Origin of the sequence: Paenibacillus sp. FSL P2-0136 (assembly GCF_037975325.1) — a bacterium.
Taxonomy (GTDB): Bacteria; Bacillota; Bacilli; order Paenibacillales; family Paenibacillaceae; genus Paenibacillus_AQ; species Paenibacillus_AQ silagei.
Genome location: NZ_CP150244.1, coordinates 2,705,454 through 2,723,560 on the forward strand (window position 1 = coordinate 2,705,454; position 18,107 = coordinate 2,723,560).

Genomic DNA, 18,107 nt, shown 5'->3' on the forward strand with positions numbered 1-18,107 from the left:
TGTTAATATAGAACTACGGCATCATCCATATCAAAGGAGAATTCAATGTGAACGAGAACCTGAAGCAAGCGTATGTACAGTTAGGATTACCTGAAACCGTAACCAGAGAGGAACTGAACAAGCGGTTCGATCTGCTCCTGAAGCGAAGACGCGCCCTGACCACAGAGGAGGAGATAGCAGCCTACGAAGCGGATTTCCGGGCGTACAAGCTGATTCTCGATACCTGGGATGAGCAGGAGATCCAGAAGGCTGAAGACGAGCGGCTTGCCAAGTATGGACGCTTCTCCGGTACGGCAAGCAAGTGGGAGACCTTCATGCGGCTATACCGGACACATGTGATCCTCGGCATTATCGGGCTGCTGGTAGTGATTTTTGGCGGGAAGGCGCTCTATGACAATTATCAGCATAGACAATATCTAGCTTCTCTGCCGCCAGTAGATGCTAAGATTATGTTCATCGGCAACTTCGGAGTCACGGATACCAGCGGCAAGACCGAGGAGCTGGAGAAGGCGATCATCGCGGCTTATCCGGAATGGAAGCGGGTGGAGACGGTGATGACTTATCTGCCCAGAACGGGCGAAGGCTCTGACTCACTGGATATGAATTATATGCAAAAGGCTGTTGTGGAGCTGGCGGCGAACCGGCCGGATATCCTCATTCTGGATGAGGCCACCGTCAAGTGGATTGGCGGACAGACCGGATTCCAGAATCTGGAGCCGATCACAACGGACGGGAAGCTTGCCGCTGACGATACCCGCATGCAGTGGGGAGTCAACGAGGACACGGGCAAGAATGAGCTGTATGGTGTAGATATTCTGAAATCTCCGTTCATCTCAGAGCTGCCTATCAATTATAATGCGAAATCCATCATTATCGGTGTCCTGAATGACAAGGACAAGGATAAGATGCTGGCGTTTGTGAAGCATATTGCGGAGGAGCCGCCCGTTAAGTAAGCAGGAATTGGCTCTAAATTCCTTTTGAAAAAACAACGAAAACCTCTCTTCTATGGCTGGTTACACCGCCATCATGAAGAGAGGTTTTTGTCTGCTGGTTATTAGCTTACTTGATTACCCGTTCAGCCTTACTGCTCCAGACGGTAGCCCCCATGGAATACAGGACCGACATACTCATTGAACGCATAGCCATTGCGGATGGCGGCGGATACGAAATCCTTCGCCTTCACCACAGCATCCTTCACCGACAAGCCGTTAGCCAATCCGCCGGTAATCGCTGCGGCGAAGGTGCATCCCGCTCCATGGTTATGGGCAGGCTCGATCTTCGCAGTCTCCAGGACGAGGTATTCGCTGCCGTCGAAGAAGATATCAATCGCCTTGTCGCCGCCCAGCGCCTTGCCGCCCTTGACGACAACATTCTGGGTGCCGAGCTGATGGATCAGGCGGGCAGCTTCCTTCATCTGATCAAGCGTAGTCAGCTTGCCGAGACCCGAGAGCACTCCGGCTTCGAACAGATTCGGAGTAGCCACCGTAGCCAGCGGCAGCAGCAGATCGCGGATGGCATCTGCACTCTCCGGGTTCAGTACTTCATCCTCGCCTTTGCATACCATAACCGGATCGATCACGACATTGGTCTGCTTGTTGCTCTTCAGGGCCTGTTCAGTAACCTTAACAATGTCCACACTGCCGAGCATACCGGTCTTCATGGCATCCACAGGACCGCCAGCGAAGATCGTCTTAAGCTGTTCGGCAACGATGGCAGCATCGACAGGGTATACATTATGATGCCAGCCCCGGTCAGGGTCCATCGTTACAATGGTAGTCAGGGCACTAAGGCCGTAAGTACCGTATTCCTCAAAGGTTTTGAGGTCTGCCTGAATGCCTGCGCCTCCGCTGGAGTCACTGCCGGCAATGGTTAATGTCTTAATGATTTTTGACAAAGGTAACGTCCCCTTCTTGTATATAAATAGTATGCTGCTTATTATAACAAAAATCATCGGCTTAGTCCGCAAAAAAAGTATAAGCTCCAAAAACGCACCGCTGCCCTTGGGTGAGAGCAAGGGTTTGCCGGCTGCTGCACTGCATATCATGGTAGTCTAGTGGATTATGTATTCAGGAGGCTGCCATGATTGAGATCAGTTTATGCATGATTGTCCGCAATGAGGAGAAGAGCCTGCCCCGCTGCCTGGCTTCTGTGGAAGGGCTGGTCGATGAGATCGTCATTGTAGATACGGGATCGGCAGACCGCACCAAGGAGATAGCCGGTGCCTTTGGAGCCGCAATTTATGATTTTACCTGGATTGACGATTTCTCCGCTGCCCGTAATTACGCCTTCAGCAAGGCGACCCGGGATTATATCTTCTGGCTGGATGCGGACGACTATCTGAGAGAAGAGGATCAGGCGCTGTTCAGGGAGCTGAAGTCTTCGCTGCCGGAACACGTGGACAGTGTGAATATGCAGTATAATCTCGCTTTTGACGGAGAGGGAAGGGTGACGACCTCCTTGCGGCGCAACCGGCTGGTCCGCCGGGCGTGCGGGTTCCGCTGGATCGGTCCGGTGCATGAATATCTGGAGGTGTACGGCCCGTCGCTGGCAAGCAGAGTCTGTGTCACCCATGAGAAGGATAAAGCTTACACGGACCGCAATCTGCAGATCTACCGCAAACGGGAAGCGGCAGGAGAAAGCTTCTCTGCGCGCGATCAATATTATTACGCCAATGAGCTGCGCGACCACGGAATTCACCGGGAGGCCTGCCGGTATTACGAGCTGTTCCTCAGCGGCGGGCAGGGCTGGATTGAAGATAATATTCAGGCCTGCCTGCGGCTGGTCGAATGCCTGGAAGCACTTGGGAACAAGGAAGCGGCCTTCACTGCGGTCACCCGCACGCTGCAATATGATGCCCCGCGTGCCGAAGGCTGCTGCCGGCTGGGGGCCTGGCATCTGGAGAAGGGCCAGCTTCATCCGGCGATCTACTGGTTTGAGCTTGCTATTCAGCTGCCCGGACAGGCGGAGTCCATGGCGATGAAGAATGAGGCCTTCGCCACCTGGATTCCGAATCTGCAGCTTGCGCTCTGCTATGACCGGCTGGGCCAGCATGAGCGGGCCAACCGCTATAATGAGACTGCGCTGCTTCATTCCCCCGGCCATCCCAGCATGCTGTATAACCGGAATTACTTCCAGAAGCTACTGGGCGACAAGTATGTCTCCTTGCAGCAGCCCTGAACACATAACAAGCGCTCCCCTGCCGAGGCTGGGGGAGCGCTTGTTATTGTCTACGGATGTCCAGGCATTGCCGCAGGCTCCAGCAGCAGCTGAGGTTCACTCATGCGGATGAATTCCAGCACCTTGTCGTAGATAATCCGGTGGCCCTCCCGGTTGGGGTGGATGCCGTCCCGGCAGATGAACTTGGTGTAATCCGGCTGCTGCAGGAAGGCGCCCCGGACATCGATAATCTTGGTCCTGGTGCTCTCGGCGACCTTGAGGATAGCGGAGTTATAACGCTCCTGCCACCAGTAGATTTTGGTGACGCTGCCGAGGAACTTCATAATGTTCACTTCGGAATCGGGATTGTTGCCGCTGACCCACTTGAAGTAGTTGTCCGCATTCAGCGGAGGCAGACTCATCAGAATTGGCGTGATCCCCTGGTTCTTCAGGAAATGAATCATATCAGCCAGCATCCGCTCGAAGGCCGGAAAATCTGTCTTGGGACTATGCTCTGCCTCGGGATTGCTCGCAATCTCACTCCAGTGGTAGTCACAGTCATTGCCGCCGTATTCAATCAGCACCACATCCGGCTTCTCCTTCAGGACATCCCGCTTCAGATTACCGAAGCCCTTCATCAGCGTATTGCCGAATCTGGCAGTATTGCGCATAGCGCCCTTGAGCTTGCCCTGAAGCATGGATACATAATTATCCTCCAGAATGACATACTTGCTTCGGGTCTCGTCATACACAACGCCCTTGGAGATAGAATCCCCGCTGACCATATATTTGAACTGAGACCCCATGGACTCTTGCTGCTCCTCATTCCTGTTCATGCTCCCGCCTCCGATAACCCTAGTATATATACAATCAGTGTAAACCATACGTGCAGCCGTGCCTATGTATAGATGTCATGGGTTCTTAGTCTTGCCGGCAGTATTCTGGCGGATCAGTGGAAAATACAGAAAAGGTTCAACCTTATCCTCATAAGTTGAACCTTTTTCTGCATTCTCCGGGACCTCTACCCATTTTCTGCAAAAGGTCGGCTGGAGCGCGATTTTCCCGCACCGTTCCCTTTTAAAAAGGCAGCGGCTGTCCGTTCCATGATTTTGACACTGTTCTCCCAGGTCCATGATCTTGAATCGGTCTCCCCGCGTGCGGCGATCCGGCTCCGGAGTGCGGGATCTTGAATGAGCCGCATCACATCCGCCGCAAGCCGGTTCTCATACCGGTAGGACAACAAGGAGTTCTCTTCATGGCGGGCATACTCCAGATTTCCTCCCGCATAGACAGAGACCAACGCCGCCCCGCAGCGCATCGCCTCCAGCCCGGGCAACGAGCCGGTGTCGAAAATGCTGGAGCTGACAAAAATATCAGCACCGTTATAGTGATAGCATAGCTCCTCGTCATTGAGCGGCGTGAAGAAGCGGTATTTGCCGCTGTTCATCATCCTTTTTAGTGAATCGGAGGTGAAGCATTCATCCGGCGGACTGATGAAATTGATATTGACCCACGGGAAGTTCTGCTTCACGATATCCAGCTGATTCACCAGGTAATCCTGCTCGCGGTGCCAGGAGAAGCCGTGCTCCACCTTGCGCAGGATCGCTGTAATGTTCAGCGGTTCCTGAAGCTCCTTACGGATGTTCATGTTTCGGAATGAAGCACTGATCCCTACCGGTACAATGCTTCCGCTGATTCCGTGACCCAGCCTAATCAACTCCTGTTGCCATCTGGAGAGGACGATCAGCTTATCGGTAATGTGATAGGAGGGGAAGGATACCTCGTTCTGCGGCAGAAACAGCGGTTCATAGCATAAGGAGAGGCGGATATGCATACCTTTGCCGTTCAGGCTGGCTGCCTGTGAGACCGGAACCGTAGTGTAGAAATTGGAGACGATGATATCACTGACGGGGAAATCGGATTCGCGGAGCAGCGGGTAGTCGGTAATCAGCAGAGTGGAACGGACGTCATAGGAAACATCCCCTCCCAGCGGCATAACAATCACAACCTGGTGGCCCCGGGCAGTAAGACCGTTCGTAAGCTCCACGAGCATGCGTTGTGCCCCGCCATGGCTTAAGGTAAGAATGGGGAAAGTGAACCGCATCTGTGATCCCTTCCTTTCTGCACCATCGCCCTGCAAAAATGCGATAGGTATACTATTTTATTCAGTGAAAAGCGAAAAGTACCGCTAAGCGGTACTTTTGGAGGAAATGGGGTTATGGCCGGATTATAACGATTTGCGCAGATTGCGCAGCAGATTCACAGTGTCCCGGATCTCCAGGCTGGTGACATCCTCCAGCGAGACATCGATCATCGGCTTATGCGCCTCAAGCTTGTTCAGGAACTCAGCGGTGTGGAACAGTCCGGCTCCGGGAGCCCCGTGACGAATGCGTCCGCCGTCTTCATAGATTCCTTTGAGATGGGCGAGGATGATCCGGTCGCCGAACAGGTTGAAGGATTGATCGACGATCTCATCCTGGAGATGAACCTCTTCACCGATCAGGTTGCACGGGTCGAATACGACACCGATGGAGCTGGAAGGCACCTCGTCGAGGATGCGCCGCATTTTGGCTGGAGAGGACAGGGTATGGGTACTGACGCCTTCAAGCCCTAAGAATACGCCCCACTTCTCCGCCTCCTCTGCCAGCTCCTCAATCGTTGCCTTAAGGGCATCCCAGCCGAGCTCCTCATAGCGGTAAGGATCAAGCTCCTGGAAGGTCGTGAGTGCTCCCGTCTCCGTGGCGACCATTGGGGCACCGAACAGGCGGGCATAGCGCAGATGCTCCTTGAAGCGGTCGATCTCCGCCCGGCGGACCGCAGGATCGGGGTGGATCGGATTGATGTAGCAGCCCAGCACGCCGATGCGGATACCGGCCCTGTCAAATTGCTCACCGATATAGGAAGCCAGACCAGGACTCAGCTTGCCGGTGGAGAGGTCGATATCCTGTATGGCTTTGGACAGGGCGAGCTGTACGAAATCAATATTGTAGGTCTGAAGAGCGGCAATCAATTCCTTAATCGGCAGGCAGCCGGCTGTATGCGCCAACGTTCCGTAACGAATAATAAACAACTCCTTTGGAATTCTATGAATTTATATCTATAATATTAATGACGCTTACATAGACATGCAAGGTTAAAGAGTGCATGCACAACAGGAGGAATTGAGATGAATGCAATAGAAGCGCGTAAGCAAGAGCTGGAGAACTGCCGTCCAGAGCCGACACTGGACCGGGAGACGATTGATGAATTCTGGAATGATCTGCTCGCGGAAGATGAAGAGCAGCCGCTGGAGGTGAGCATCACCCCTGAAGATACCCCCTATCCGGGCATGAAGGTGAGCAAGGTCAGCTATATGAGCTATGGGGAGACTACAATCAATGCCTGGTATATCCAGCCTGCCGGTGATACAGAGAACACTGGAGACCGGCCATGTGTTGTGACCTTTCCAGGTTACACCGGAGACCGGGGATATCCCGAGCGTTACGCACATTTCTTGCTGCTTGGATACACAGTACTGGCCGTAGATGTTCGTGGTCAGCTTGGAGAGACCGGCAATCTGCTGCCGCAAGAGCATGGGATTGTCAGAGGCTGGATTACCCAGGGGCTGCTGGAGAAGGAGGAGTCCTATTATGTCGCGTTAGCCATAGATACCGTACGGGCTATAGAGACGGCAGCACAGCTGCCGGGGGTTGATCCGGCGCGTATTGCGATTACAGGAGCGAGCCAGGGCGGGGGGATCGCGCTCTTGGCAGGGGCGCTCAGCAGCCGCGTGGCTGCGGTAGCCGCAGATATTCCTAATCTGTGCCGGCTGGATTTCGGGGTGCTGAATTCCACCAGCTCACTTACAGAGATCGCGGAATACCTGAAGCGCTATCCGGAGCATCTGGAGCGTGTGCTGGAGAATCTGGCCTTTTTCGACATTGTTAATCTGGCTCACCGCCTCACTGTCCCTGTCCTGATGTCTGTAGGCTGGAAGGATACAGTATGTATGCCGGAGACGATCTATGCCGCGTATAACCGGATAGAATCGCCTAAGGAGATTATGGATTATCCGTTCTCCGGGCATGAGGTGAGCGAATTCCAGTGCAGACAGACGGCGTTGTTCTTCCAGGAGCATCTGGGCTCCTAAGTGAAGCATTATAAGCCACAGTGATTAGCCGCAAAGGAATGGTGTGAAGATATAGTAAGGGTTGGCGTGAGGCCATATATAGGCAGTCTAATCACCGGGAGGGAACTACGGATGGACAATCAGACAGGTAAGCTGCCGGCAGGAGTATTGGTGGAGAGCTTTGAGTATGACAAGAAGAATGAGGAGCTTGTGAAGAAGAGCTTCTGGAGCAAAACCAGGAAAGCCGCCGGTAAAATTCCCTTCACCAGAGAAGCGATAGCCATGTACTACTGTGCTATGGATGCCAAAACACCGCTATGGGCGAAAGGGATTGCTTTTGGAGCGCTGGCGTATTTCATTTCCCCGATTGATGCTATTCCCGATGCGCTGATCGGCCTGGGCTTCACAGACGATGCTGCCGTCATGGCGGCGGGCATCCGGGCTATTGCCGGACAGGTCAAGGAGGAGCATAAGCAGAAGGCGGAGGAGTTTTTCGAAGATTCATAATAGGCTGGAAAACGGCCCCTTTTTTTAAGCAGGATTAACGTGAGTACTTGGGTGGACGCTGCGTGAACGAACCGTTGTTCCAATCGCTGTGGTCGTAAGAATTTTTTTCATTCCCCTTAGCGGTGAAAATCCGGAGACCAAGGCGACCGCTGACGCTTTTACACAATCGTTTCGTCCTCTCCGCTGTTTAAGTGGGATACGAAAATATATTTTTTCAACAAAAACAGAAAGCAGCGGTTCTCCAATATGAGAGAATCGCTGCTTTTTTAACATTTGAATCCTTTGAAACATCTGAGATCTGACTCGTCTATAGAATATCTACTTTGAGACAGTCCCTATTCTGCTATGCCCCGTTACACTCCGGTGTCTATAGCCGGACTCTCAGAAATCTGCTGCTTCGCCTGGTACTCCAGACCCCAATCTCTCATCAGCTTGATGATCGGAATCAGAGACCGGCCGAATTCGGTCAAGGAGTATTCGACCTTCGGCGGCACCTGATGATAGACCTCACGGTGTACGACGCCATCCTCCTCCAGCTCGCGGAGCTGCAGGGTCAGCATGCGCTGGGTGATGCGGGGGCAGATGCGGCGGAATTCGTTGAACCGGACTGTGGAATCCATCATATGGTACAACAGCACACCCTTCCATTTACCGCCGATAACATCGAGGGTGAATTCTACAGGACAAGCAAAGGCATTACCATCAGGGCAAGTGCCGAAACCGCCTTTACGGTCGCGCATCACTGAACACGCTCCTTAGTATCATTTTGTATACTACATCACAAAAATGTGCGTACTTCTAAATGTGTTGTATATCCATTACTATAGGCATGGGAACAGGAAAACGTCAATTCCTTATCATGAACGATACACAGAAAGGGAGTATGGAGGATGGAGAACACAAGCACAGCAACTCAAATGACGAAAGAGCAGATTTTGGCAGCCTATGAGTACAGACATGCGACCAAAGAATTCGACAGCAGCAGAAAGATCAGCGGGGAGGATTTCGGCTTCATTCTGGAGACGGGACGTCTGTCACCGAGTTCGTTCGGCTTCGAGCCCTGGAAGTTTGTAGTTGTCCAGAACCCGGAGCTCCGGCAGAAGCTGCTGCCATACGCCTGGGGCGCGCAGAAGCAGCTTCCGACCGCAAGCCATTTCGTGCTTATTCTGGCCAGACAGCCGCGTGATCTGGCAGCTGACTCAGAATATATTCAGAGTATGATGTCGGAGGTACAGAAGCTGCCGGTTGAGATTGCAGAGGGCAAGCAGCGGGTCTACGGCGCATTCCTGAAAAACGATTTCGGCCTGGCTGGCAATGAGCGGGCGATCTTCGAGTGGGGCGCGCGTCAGACCTATCTGCCCCTTGGCAATATGATGACCGCAGCTGCGCTGATCGGCATCGATTCCTGTCCGATTGAAGGCTTCGATAAGCAGAAAATGGAGCAGCTTCTGGCCGACGAGGGGATTATGGACCCTGAACATTTCGGGCTGGCCTGCATGGTAGCCTTCGGCTACCGGAGCGGTGAGCCGCGTGTGAAGACCCGGCAGAACGCTTCGCAGGTGGTAGAGTGGGTCTAAGGGCGATAAGGCCTGCGAGCCGGAGGCTGTTATGAGGATCACAAAGAAACGGATGCTGCCCTGAGGGGTTGCATCCGTTTCTTTTTTTTGAAATATTAGATCAATAATGAAAGTACATAGAAGAGTCGAAAACTTATTGAAAATTTGCTGAAAACTCTGCTACTCTTAGGAAGTCAGCCTGCTGCCGGTAAGCGGCTGCTTATGATCGTCATTTCAAGATTGAAGGGATTCCTGCATTATGAAAATCATCCGCATTATCGCCGAGGTCTGCTTGCTGTATGTGTTCTTCCTGGCCGGAGGCTATCTGCAAGAGCTGCTGCATTTGCCGATTCCAGGCAGTATCGTGGGACTGTTGCTGCTCTTCGTGCTGCTTTTGCTAAAGATTGTGCCCGTGAAGCTGATCGAGAACGGCTCGTCCTTTATACTGGCGTATCTGCCCATGTTCTTCATCCCGGCCACCGCAGGCATCATGAACCATCTGGATATCTTTAGCGGAAGAGGCTTGCTCCTGATCGGCATTCTCGTCATCAGCAGTGTATTGACCATGGTTGTTACAGCACATTCCAGCCAGTGGATTGCCGCCCGCAGCGTCAAACGCTTAACACGCCGGACGTACCGTGCCCGTAATGTCCAAGGGAAGGGGAAGGAAGCATGAGAATTCTGCTGGCTGCCAGCTTCGTGCTGATGAACGTCGTGATCTATCTGGTCATGTCCATACTGTACAGACGTTACCGTCTTCCTGTCCTCCTGCCCGCGCTCACCGCAACGTTCACGGTTGTTGTGCTGCTCATGGGCTTCCATATCTCTTATGAGACTTATATGATCGGCGGCGACTGGATTAACCGCCTGCTGGGACCGGCGGTAGTATCGCTGGCTTATCCCTTATACAAACAGCGGCATGTACTGTGGAAGAATCTCCCCGCCATTCTCGGCGGAACGGTCACCGGACTTATGGTCGGAATGTTCAGCGGGCTGCTGATGGCAGCCGGACTCGGCTTCTCCAAGCTGTATGTGCTGTCCATTCTGCCCAAGTCGATTACCACCGCTGTAGCGATCCAGATCTCCAGCAATCTCGGCGGAGATTCATCGCTGACCTCCGTGTTCGTGATGGTTGCCGGCTTCACGGGAGCAATCGGCGGCCCCTATATAATTAAGCTGTTCAGAATCCGCAGCGAGTCGGGGATCGGCATTGGCCTGGGCACAGCTTCCCATGCCCTCGGCACCGCCAAGGCACTGGAATACGGCGAAGAGTCGGTGTCCATGAGCTCTGTAGCCATGACTGTGTGCGCGATTGTCGGCTCCATCGCCGGACCGCTAGTCGCCTGGATCATGTACCATTAAGCTTGCAGCATTCAGTAATCAGCCGTTCACACGCAGCCGGATTACGTTCCAGGAAGCAGCCGGAAGCATTGCGCTCACCCGGCCGCCATCTGCGGCTGCTGTTCCCCGGTTGTGCGGAAGCACATTCGACGGGTTGGAGCGGGTATTGGCCGCCTGAAGATCCTCATGCTCAAGAACCGTGTGCTGAATAACCTCTACAGCGCCGAAGCTCCGCAGATCAACCGCCAGCTCCATGCCTTCGCTCAGATGGCGGTTCACTGCAAACACAGTAACCTCGTTCAGCTCCTCATTATATACACTGACCGCTTCCAGATATGGAACGTCGGTGAAATCCTTGGAATCATATTTGGAACTTGTAATCAGCGGGTGCAGCACCGTTCCCCGGCCGTAGATGGAGGCATGCATGTAAGGATAATAAGTGGTCTGCAGCCAGAGCGGTCCGCCATCCTCCGTCATAATCGGTGCAATGACATTAATGAGCTGGGCGATACAGGCCATCTTGACCCGGTCTGCATGCTTAAGCAGGCTGATCAGGCAGCAGCCCACCACCAGCGCATCCTCCAGGGTATAGACATCCTCGAATTCAGGCGGTGCAATCTGCCAGTGCTGCTCAGCACGGCTAGAGCCCTGCGATTTCCATACATTCCATTCATCGAGGGACAGGTAAATCTTTTTCTTGCTTTTCTTCTTAGCCTTGATATAATCACATACTGCTGCTACGCTGTCGATGAACTGATCCATATCAAGCGATTGGGCCAGGAAATTCGCTGTATCCCCATCATTGTTATTGTAGTAAGTGTGCAGCGACAGGAAATCGACATTATCATAGGTGAGATCCAGAACTGTAGCTTCCCATTCGGCAAAAGTGCTCATGTTGCTGCCCGAGCTGCCGCAGGCGACAAGCTCCAGAGAAGGATCCACCCAGCGCATCGCTTTGGCGGTCTCATTGGCGAGTCTTCCGTATTCGACTGCAGTCTTGGCTCCGATCTGCCATGGACCGTCCATTTCATTGCCCAGACACCAGGTGCGGAATTTGTGCGGATCCTTGTAGCCATGGGAGATCCGCAGGTCACTCCAGTAAGAGCCGGAGGGATGGTTGCAGTACTCGACCAGATTCCTTGCAGCGTCGATTCCGCGTGTGCCCAGGTTCACTGCCATCATCACTTCAGAACCGGCCAGCTTGGCCCAATCGGCGAATTCATTCGTGCCTACCTGGTTAGTCTCTGTAACCCACCAGGCAAGTTCAAGAGAGCGCTTCCGTTCCGCCTTGGGTCCTACGCCGTCTTCCCAGTTATAACCGGATACGAAGTTGCCTCCCGGATAACGGATGATCGGTACGCGTAGTGCCTTGATAGCCTGGAGGGCATCGCCGCGGAACCCGTTCTCGTCAGCGGTAGGATGTCCCGGCTCATAGATTCCGCCATAGACGGCCCGGCCCAGATGTTCAATGAAGGAACCGTACAGCCTTGGATCTACCTCGGCCAGCTTGAAGTCTTTGTCGACAATCATCTTGGATTGAATGCTCATAGTTAGAATCTCCTTTGTATTAGATTAATGAAATAGCTAATCGTTCAAGCCCGTTTATGATTACATGATACGAATTACGGGGTATACTAAGCAATAACTAATTTCAGGATTAACTTAATAACTAATTCAAAGAGCGCGGAGGGCCACCGATGTATTTAACCACAGATTCCGAATCGTTGAAGGTCTATGAAGCACTTGCCAGTGAAGTGAGGCTGCGGATCATCGATCTGCTTAGCAGCGAGGAGATGCATATTAAGGAGATTGCGGCCAGGCTGTATCTCAGCAGTGCCATTGTCAGCTCGCACGTTGCCAAGCTGCAGAAGGCCGGCATCGTCAGCTCCCAGATGAAGCGGATCGACGGGGGGACTTATAAATTCTGCTCACTTTCCGCGAATTTCTTGCAGATTAAATTATCCGGGGCCAAAGGCATCGCCCGCAAAGTAGTGGAGGTCTCTGTCCCTGTGGGCCATTACACCGACCTTGCAGCTTCACCGACCTGCGGCATTGCCACAACCGAGAAGCTGATCGGGTATTATGACGACCCGCGTTATTTTCTGGACCCGCAGCGGGTGGATGCCGGCATTCTCTGGTTCGCCAAAGGATACGTGGAATATAAGGTTCCGAATTATCTGTTCATGGATCAGACGGTCCAGGAGATTGAGATTTCCATGGAGATCGGCTCGGAGGCACCGAGTGTGAACGAGAAGTGGCCTTCGGATATCTCTTTTATGATGAATGGCATTTCGCTTGGCAAATGGACCAGCCCCGGAGACTTCGGCGTAATGAGAGGCCGGCTGACTCCAGCCTGGTGGAAATCGGATGTGAACCAGTACGGTCTGCTGAAGGTGCTCAGAATTAATGCAGGGGGAACTTATATAGACGGCCAGCAGATATCGGCAGTTACCATTGATCAGGTGGGCTGGCAGCAGGACCAGTGGAGCTTCAGGTTCACGGCAGAAGACACCACCCGAAGGCGGGGTGGCTTAACGTTATTCGGGCGCGGCTTCGGGAATTACGAGCAGGACATTGTGTTTCGTGTGTATTACGAATAAGAGGGAGCAGTCTGCCGAAATGGCAAGTGAATGGATAGAACAGTGAATGGATAAGACAAGTGAAAAGGATCTTTGTTCACATGAGATGTTTGCAAAAGGGGTCTGCGGGTAACTATAACTACGTAGTTCAAATCGCGTACAAGTTGCATACAAGGAGGAATTCACATGTCAGATCATTCCGGTAATGAAGCAGACATCCGCAACAAAGAGAATAAAGACGGGGATTCACTCGCAGAACGCAAAAAGATGGAGAACGGTGTGGATATTGAACCGGAAGCCGATGATTGGGAAGCCAAACCGGCCGAAACCGCCCATCCTGACCCGCTTCCTAAGAATTCGGGTGTAGGGGATTAAGGTATAAGGCATATGCACATAGCAGACTGTTCCTACTGGGGCAGTCTTTTTTCTGATATAGGGATTATGATTTCACCAGACGCAGGCCGACGGAGGTAATAAGGAGTCTGGAATGTATGCGAAAAACCGCCAGATATTCCCGTCATAGCATCCGGTTCCTGGAGGCATACTAGCTCCAATTGGAAAATAATTGGGAGCGGAGGCGGGAATAACTACGATGACACCTTTACTTTTACAGAATAGTTACAGTGTAGTGGCTGCGGCAAGCCCCTATCTGTTCTATTTTACTGTCTATTCGTTTCTGGGGTGGGTCCTTGAAGGCAGCTATAGCCTCTACAGCACGGGAACCTTTCGCAAAGAAGGCTTCCTCAAAGGGCCATTTAAGCCCATGTATGGCTGCGCACCGCTGCTGCTGCTGGCGGCACATGAAATTAGGCTTCCCTTGCCGTTATTCCTGCTGCTTGCGCTGATTGTCCCTTCGGCGGTTGAGTTTGTCAGCGGCTGGCTGCTTAAGGGGATCTTTCGTAGACAATGGTGGGATTATTCAGGGATGCCGTTACAGCTGCAAGGGCATATCTGCCTGAAATTCTCGCTGTATTGGTGGGGACTGTCAGTGGCTTGCATCTTCGGCTTGCATCCGCTGGTACACTTCCTGTATCTGCATATGGAGCGGGTATGGATGCCCATACTTCCCGTCGTCCTGCTGTTATTCACAGCAGATCTGCTGTGGACCTTCCGCACCCGTCGCCGGGGGCTGCAACTGCTGGATCATCTGTTGGAGCCACCAGAGCTTGGAGAAGGTTGAGTAGTTTGTGACGAATGCGAACATAAAAAATGCAAAGAACCCAAAGACATCTCCGCCTTATGGCTGGAGATGTTTTTGGGTTCTATAACCTTTTAGTTCAACAACAAAATTTATTCACTTGAACTACAATTGTAAGTCAGACAAGGAATATCATACAACCATGTCAAATATAGTGCTAACCCAGTTTATTCATAAACCGTGGAGCGGGAGGGAACATGAACAACTTTTTTAGCAAATACAGCCGGGCTATTATAATTCTTGAAACGCTACTTATTGCGGTACTCTCACTATTGCTGATACGGGAAGTCAACAAGCCAGCCCCTCTGGTCAGGGACCAGCGGAACTTAATTACGCATTTTGATCAGCTGGATTTGGACAGAATTACAGAAATGATACATAGATTTAAAGAAGGTAAGGGAGATAACCTCACCATGCTTCAATGGGGTGTTGACAGCGGGCCGTATATTCATGATTTCTACAACGATGGCAGGGTACTGCACTGGACGGTGGACAACAGCCGGGACTGGGCAGGCGACGGCGGGAAGATCGAATATGTGTGCAGAGCGATCCGGCTTGCCGAGACCGAGGAGTTCTATAATGTTGAGCTGAGGGATTGTGAGAATCAGCCGGGTGATTTCGTTGTTCATCCGATTTCTTTCCGCAAGGATGAGCTTTAGGCTGGAATTAACAATGATATAGGGACCAATTGAAATCAAGTCAGGAGGAGGCTTCATGTCAATATCTGAGTATTACCGGGAGCTGCGCGGAAAGGCCGGCAACGGGCTGTTAATGATGCCGTCTGTAGCGGCTGTAGTAAGAGATGAACAGGATCGGATTCTGCTGATCCGCAAAAAGGATGAAACCTTATGGGGCCTGCCAGCCGGAGCCGTTGAACCTGGAGAGACCCCGTCCAGGGCGCTGCGTAGAGAGGTGTTCGAAGAGACCGGCTTAATGGTGACGCCTGAACAGATTATCGGCGTATTCGGCGGTGAGAAATTCAGATATGAATATAGCAACGGGGATCAGGTAGAGTACACGGTTATTGTATTTGAATGTGTCATTGTTAAAGGCCAGCTCAGGAGCCTGGACGGGGAGGCGGAAGAGCTCAGATTCTTCAAGGAAGATGAACTGCCCGGGCTAACAATCCCTTATCCCCCGAAGCTGTTCATGCGGGATGCAGCTGCGCCCAGGAAGGTTATATTTGATTGAAGGTTATATTTGATTGAAGGTTGTATTTGATTGATGAAGGAGTAGTTACGATTGCTGATTTTGAATTTACAATCCAGAATGATCTACTGCGGTGCAGTACTGCTAGCTGCGCTGCTGGGTCTTGCGACCAGGGCATACGGGAACCAGTTGCCGCACTTTGTCAGCGAACACTTTGGGGATGCGATCTGGGCAGGGATGATTTACCTTGCCTCCCGGGTGTTGCTGATCCGGCATCCGCTATGGATGTCGCTTGTCCTTAGCCTGTGCTTCAGCTTCGGAATTGAGTTCAGCCAGCTCTATCAGGCAGAGTGGATTCTGCATGTGCGTGCTACAACCCTTGGCAGCTTGATTCTCGGCCACGGCTTCCTCTGGATTGATCTGGTCCGGTATACAGCCGGAATTCTGTTCTGCTGGACGGTTGACCAAATCTTACAAAATTGATTCTGGATTATATAGGAAGAAGAATATATATTAAGTGAGGCGATCCGGTCTGTAATAATCTGGAACAAGAATGCCGGTCATCTGCCGAATGCTGCCTGATTTGGAGATGAGTAACCGTAAATGACGAACAGCTTATTAGTGGTATGTCTGTTGACTCTGATTATCCATACGGCGGAGACCTTGTCGTATTCGGTGCGTTTTGCCGGAGTGAAGCTGAACAAGATCGCCATCGCCTTATCCCTGACCGGAATTATCGTGCTGGTCTCCAGAACCGCAAATATGGTACAAGGCCCCTTAACGGCGAAGTTCGTAGATTATGCCAAAGCTGACGACAGCTTCCCGCTGCTCAACTATCTGCGGATTATTATGCTGGCATCTTCACTGGGGACATTGATCGCCATCGCCTTGTTCCCGACCTTCGTAGGACTGTTCGCAAGAGTGATCTCCAAGCTGGAGATTGAAGGATCTATCCCTAAGCTGCTGACGAGTGTAACGGTCAGCCAGCTCAAGAATACGCGCAAATATATCCGCAGACCGAAGGTCAGGCTGAGCAGCTTCCGTTATCTTGGAATTCCCAAGCGCTTCATCGTGATGAATGTCTTCGTGACGGCCTTCTACACCGTAGGTGTGTTATCCTCGATGTATGCGGCCAAACTGTTGCCGGCGTTCAGCACCACTGCTTCCCAGGCATCCGGCCTGATTAACGGGATAGCAACGATACTGCTGACGGTGTTCATCGATCCGCAGCTGGGAATCATCACCCATAAGGCAACGGAGAATGTGGAATACCGTGACCAGCTCGGGAAGATCTATGTACTCTTGATGGGCTCGCGCTTCCTGGGATCTCTGCTGGGGCAAGCCCTGCTTGTACCGGGAGCCTTCATTATCACCTGGCTGGTGAAGCTGCTCTGACCCTCATGAATATGCTGCTTCGGCTACTTCGGCAGCTTAAGCTCTGCGGCACGGAGCGCCGTGCTGATTTGTTGCTCCCAGCCGTACAACTGTCCGGCCATAGTACGGATCTCCTTCATCCGGTTATAAGACAGCTTCATTGCAGCCGCAGCCTGGGTAGAGTCTCCCGCCTGGACCGCGGCTTTGTAGCGCTTGTCGGCCTCGGTTCTCTCTGATTGTGCGGCTGAGAATAGCTTGTTCTGGGCGGCAATCTGCTTCTTGAGCAGGGTGATGGGGGCAAGGGCATCCTTAGCCGGCTTGTTCTTCGCGGCAGTTAACGCTTTGGCTTCTGCCAAGGCTGAGGTGGCCTTCTTCACTTCAGCCCTTGCTGCGGTAGCGGCAGCCTTAAGCCTATTGCGCTTCAGCTCAAGCACAGTGGCACTCTTCAGATTGCTTACCTTGCGGGCAGCGGTGATCTGTTTGCTGAGAGCAGTATACTGGTCCAGGAGCGGAGCATGCTTCTTCTGTACCGCTTCCGAGGCAGCCTTAAGCTTGGCGAGCTGGGCAGCATTAGTGGCTTGAAGCTGCTTGTTCACTGCGGCAAGTGCGGCGTTATTCTGCTTGCGCAATTCCTGATTCCGCTGGAGGTCAGACTTCAGCGTTGCCTGTAGACCCGTATAGTCTGTATACAGATTATGAATTTCGTCCAGCGCAGAATCCCAACCGGAATCTGCAGAGACACCGGACAAGGGAGATGTACAAAGTGACAGCAGTATCACCAGCACAAACAGCCTTCTTACAGCTCTTCCCGAGAAAGGTGTAACAACTCCCATCCCTCTCCAATTCGTCAAGCCCGTGAATCTAAACATTGCATTCAGCTCCTCTGATTGTTCATTTGGCAATAGACACAAAGAAGCACCTCCAAGAAAGGCATGGACTGCCTGTCCTGCGAGGTGCTTCTCCCGCTTAATGTGTGCTATTGTGCATTTACTATAACCCCGGTGAACCTGCATAGTCAAGCATTTTTAGGAACGTTAGTTCCTGTGATGGGAATTTTATCTTCTTTTTTGTATATGACTCTGCCGGAAAATCTAGTAGAATATATCTGTAGTTTACAATATTATATAAAGTTCGACATC

The 18,107-nt window shown here is 52.2% G+C and carries 21 protein-coding genes; 14 read left to right on the forward strand and 7 right to left on the reverse strand.

Annotated features, from left to right (window positions below; genetic code table 11):
- The first annotated feature begins 47 nt into the window (after positions 1-47).
- Complete coding sequence (locus NYE26_RS11060) at positions 48-953, forward strand: hypothetical protein (RefSeq protein WP_339255774.1); 906 nt, start codon at positions 48-50, stop codon at positions 951-953.
- A gap of 128 nt (positions 954-1,081) precedes the next feature.
- On the opposite strand, the gene thiD is transcribed toward NYE26_RS11060, so the two are convergent.
- On the reverse strand, positions 1,082-1,894 hold the full coding sequence (gene thiD / locus NYE26_RS11065) for a bifunctional hydroxymethylpyrimidine kinase/phosphomethylpyrimidine kinase (protein WP_036729773.1): 813 nt from the start codon (positions 1,892-1,894) through the stop codon (positions 1,082-1,084).
- 185 nt (positions 1,895-2,079) lie between these two features.
- On the opposite strand from thiD, the gene NYE26_RS11070 reads away from it, so the two are divergent.
- The gene (locus NYE26_RS11070; protein WP_339255777.1) at positions 2,080-3,177 is read left to right on the forward strand and encodes a glycosyltransferase family 2 protein; all 1,098 of its coding nucleotides are present in this window, start codon (positions 2,080-2,082) and stop codon (positions 3,175-3,177) included.
- Positions 3,178-3,227: 50 nt separating this feature from the next.
- Here the strand turns inward: NYE26_RS11070 and NYE26_RS11075 are convergent, their stop codons facing one another.
- The 3 genes from NYE26_RS11075 to NYE26_RS11085 form a co-directional block, all read right to left on the reverse strand.
- Positions 3,228-3,992 carry an SGNH/GDSL hydrolase family protein gene (locus tag NYE26_RS11075; RefSeq protein WP_051478358.1) on the reverse strand — a complete coding sequence of 255 codons (765 nt, stop codon included), beginning with the start codon at positions 3,990-3,992 and terminating at the stop codon, positions 3,228-3,230.
- Positions 3,993-4,177: 185 nt separating this feature from the next.
- Positions 4,178-5,260, reverse strand: coding sequence for a glycosyltransferase family 4 protein (locus tag NYE26_RS11080; protein WP_339255780.1), 1,083 nt, complete (start codon positions 5,258-5,260; stop codon positions 4,178-4,180).
- A gap of 123 nt (positions 5,261-5,383) precedes the next feature.
- Positions 5,384-6,202: a sugar phosphate isomerase/epimerase family protein gene (locus NYE26_RS11085; RefSeq protein ID WP_339255781.1), complete on the reverse strand. Its 819-nt coding sequence runs from the start codon at positions 6,200-6,202 to the stop codon at positions 5,384-5,386.
- Between the two features lie 120 nt (positions 6,203-6,322).
- Between NYE26_RS11085 and NYE26_RS11090 the strand changes: the two genes are divergently transcribed.
- Positions 6,323-7,285, forward strand: coding sequence for an acetylxylan esterase (locus NYE26_RS11090; protein ID WP_339255783.1), 963 nt, complete (start codon positions 6,323-6,325; stop codon positions 7,283-7,285).
- Between the two features lie 111 nt (positions 7,286-7,396).
- Positions 7,397-7,771 (forward strand): YkvA family protein, encoded by a 375-nt coding sequence (locus NYE26_RS11095; protein ID WP_051493493.1) that lies wholly within the window; start codon positions 7,397-7,399, stop codon positions 7,769-7,771.
- A gap of 353 nt (positions 7,772-8,124) precedes the next feature.
- Here the strand turns inward: NYE26_RS11095 and NYE26_RS11100 are convergent, their stop codons facing one another.
- Positions 8,125-8,511, reverse strand: coding sequence for a helix-turn-helix domain-containing protein (locus tag NYE26_RS11100; protein WP_339255786.1), 387 nt, complete (start codon positions 8,509-8,511; stop codon positions 8,125-8,127).
- Positions 8,512-8,661: 150 nt separating this feature from the next.
- Between NYE26_RS11100 and NYE26_RS11105 the strand changes: the two genes are divergently transcribed.
- From NYE26_RS11105 to NYE26_RS11115, 3 genes are all read left to right on the forward strand, one after another.
- Positions 8,662-9,348 carry an NAD(P)H-dependent oxidoreductase gene (locus NYE26_RS11105; RefSeq protein WP_209875604.1) on the forward strand — a complete coding sequence of 229 codons (687 nt, stop codon included), beginning with the start codon at positions 8,662-8,664 and terminating at the stop codon, positions 9,346-9,348.
- Between the two features lie 238 nt (positions 9,349-9,586).
- On the forward strand, positions 9,587-10,003 hold the full coding sequence (locus NYE26_RS11110) for a CidA/LrgA family protein (RefSeq protein ID WP_245368333.1): 417 nt from the start codon (positions 9,587-9,589) through the stop codon (positions 10,001-10,003).
- Complete coding sequence (locus tag NYE26_RS11115; RefSeq protein WP_209875602.1) at positions 10,000-10,689, forward strand: LrgB family protein; 690 nt, start codon at positions 10,000-10,002, stop codon at positions 10,687-10,689. Before NYE26_RS11110 ends, NYE26_RS11115 begins: the two co-directional genes overlap by 4 nt.
- 18 nt (positions 10,690-10,707) lie before the next feature.
- On the opposite strand, the gene NYE26_RS11120 is transcribed toward NYE26_RS11115, so the two are convergent.
- On the reverse strand, positions 10,708-12,216 hold the full coding sequence (locus tag NYE26_RS11120; protein WP_036729752.1) for an alpha-N-arabinofuranosidase: 1,509 nt from the start codon (positions 12,214-12,216) through the stop codon (positions 10,708-10,710).
- 149 nt (positions 12,217-12,365) lie between these two features.
- On the opposite strand from NYE26_RS11120, the gene NYE26_RS11125 reads away from it, so the two are divergent.
- From NYE26_RS11125 to NYE26_RS11155, 7 genes are all read left to right on the forward strand, one after another.
- Entirely contained in the window at positions 12,366-13,268 is a 903-nt protein-coding gene (locus NYE26_RS11125) for an ArsR family transcriptional regulator (protein ID WP_036729749.1), read from the forward strand.
- Between the two features lie 165 nt (positions 13,269-13,433).
- Positions 13,434-13,622, forward strand: coding sequence for a hypothetical protein (locus tag NYE26_RS11130; RefSeq protein ID WP_339255790.1), 189 nt, complete (start codon positions 13,434-13,436; stop codon positions 13,620-13,622).
- Positions 13,623-13,839: 217 nt separating this feature from the next.
- The gene (locus tag NYE26_RS11135; protein WP_339255792.1) at positions 13,840-14,427 is read left to right on the forward strand and encodes a putative ABC transporter permease; all 588 of its coding nucleotides are present in this window, start codon (positions 13,840-13,842) and stop codon (positions 14,425-14,427) included.
- Positions 14,428-14,858: 431 nt separating this feature from the next.
- Entirely contained in the window at positions 14,859-15,104 is a 246-nt protein-coding gene (locus NYE26_RS11140; RefSeq protein WP_339255794.1) for a hypothetical protein, read from the forward strand.
- Positions 15,105-15,159: 55 nt separating this feature from the next.
- Complete coding sequence (locus NYE26_RS11145; protein ID WP_339255796.1) at positions 15,160-15,636, forward strand: NUDIX domain-containing protein; 477 nt, start codon at positions 15,160-15,162, stop codon at positions 15,634-15,636.
- 51 nt (positions 15,637-15,687) lie between these two features.
- Positions 15,688-16,077, forward strand: a complete 390-nt coding sequence (locus NYE26_RS11150) for a DUF2809 domain-containing protein (protein WP_339255798.1) — start codon at positions 15,688-15,690, stop codon at positions 16,075-16,077.
- Positions 16,078-16,197: 120 nt separating this feature from the next.
- A complete protein-coding gene (locus NYE26_RS11155; protein ID WP_209875594.1) occupies positions 16,198-16,989 on the forward strand; it encodes a lipid II flippase Amj family protein in 792 nt (263 codons plus the stop codon).
- A gap of 23 nt (positions 16,990-17,012) precedes the next feature.
- Here NYE26_RS11155 and NYE26_RS11160 read toward each other — a convergent pair whose 3' ends face one another.
- Positions 17,013-17,837, reverse strand: a complete 825-nt coding sequence (locus NYE26_RS11160; RefSeq protein ID WP_339255801.1) for a hypothetical protein — start codon at positions 17,835-17,837, stop codon at positions 17,013-17,015.
- Between the last annotated feature and the right edge of the window lie 270 nt (positions 17,838-18,107).